The sequence below is a fragment of the Streptococcus pseudopneumoniae genome, from assembly GCF_001072925.1.
Classification (GTDB): domain Bacteria; phylum Bacillota; class Bacilli; order Lactobacillales; family Streptococcaceae; genus Streptococcus; species Streptococcus pseudopneumoniae_Q.
Genome location: NZ_JVHE01000005.1, coordinates 1 through 775 on the forward strand (window position 1 = coordinate 1; position 775 = coordinate 775).

8 tRNA genes are annotated in these 775 nt (G+C 51.4%); all 8 read right to left on the bottom strand.

Annotated elements, in window-relative coordinates:
• Positions 1-5 precede the first annotated feature (5 nt).
• Positions 6-79 (bottom strand) — tRNA-Pro (locus tag ADH81_RS00105).
• A gap of 16 nt (positions 80-95) precedes the next feature.
• Positions 96-169: transfer RNA gene (locus ADH81_RS00110), tRNA-Arg, on the bottom strand.
• Between the two features lie 8 nt (positions 170-177).
• A tRNA-Leu gene (locus tag ADH81_RS00115) sits at positions 178-263 on the bottom strand.
• A gap of 7 nt (positions 264-270) precedes the next feature.
• A tRNA-Gly gene (locus ADH81_RS00120) sits at positions 271-342 on the bottom strand.
• 27 nt (positions 343-369) lie between these two features.
• Positions 370-442 (bottom strand) — tRNA-Thr (locus ADH81_RS00125).
• A gap of 12 nt (positions 443-454) precedes the next feature.
• Positions 455-536, bottom strand: a tRNA-Leu gene (locus ADH81_RS00130).
• A gap of 5 nt (positions 537-541) precedes the next feature.
• Positions 542-614: transfer RNA gene (locus ADH81_RS00135), tRNA-Lys, on the bottom strand.
• A 24-nt stretch (positions 615-638) separates the two neighbouring features.
• A tRNA-Asp gene (locus tag ADH81_RS00140) sits at positions 639-711 on the bottom strand.
• Between the last annotated feature and the right edge of the window lie 64 nt (positions 712-775).

Here is a 775-nt window from a genome sequence, read left to right on the forward strand (position 1 = left end):
ATCAATCGGGAAGACAGGATTCGAACCTGCGACACCTTGGTCCCAAACCAAGTACTCTACCAAGCTGAGCTACTTCCCGAGTTAAATAGAAAAAATGCACCCTAGAGGAGTCGAACCTCTAACCGCCTGATTCGTAGTCAGGTACTCTATCCAGTTGAGCTAAGGGTGCTCATTTTATGCCGAGGACCGGGATCGAACCGGTACGATCGTTACCAATCGCAGGATTTTAAGTCCTGTGCGTCTGCCAGTTCCGCCACCCCGGCCTCTCTAAGCGAACGACGGGATTCGAACCCGCGACCCCCACCTTGGCAAGGTGGTGTTCTACCACTGAACTACGTTCGCATCGACCTCTTGGTTATATTAAAAAAATGCCGGCTACATGACTTGAACACGCGACCCTCTGATTACAAATCAGATGCTCTACCAACTGAGCTAAGCCGGCTTATTTCTATTATGCGGGTTAAGGGACTTGAACCCCCACGCCGTTAAGCGCCAGATCCTAAATCTGGTGCGTCTGCCAATTCCGCCAAACCCGCAGTGATGACCCGTACTGGGCTCGAACCAGTGACCCATTGATTAAAAGTCAATTGCTCTACCAACTGAGCTAACGAGTCTAAAATAACTTACGTTATCTTAAACGGTCCCGACGGGAATCGAACCCGCGATCTTCGCCGTGACAGGGCGACGTGATAACCGCTACACTACGGGACCTATGGGAGTTAACGGGATCGAACCGCTGACCCTCTGCTTGTAAGGCAGATGCTCTCCCAGCTGA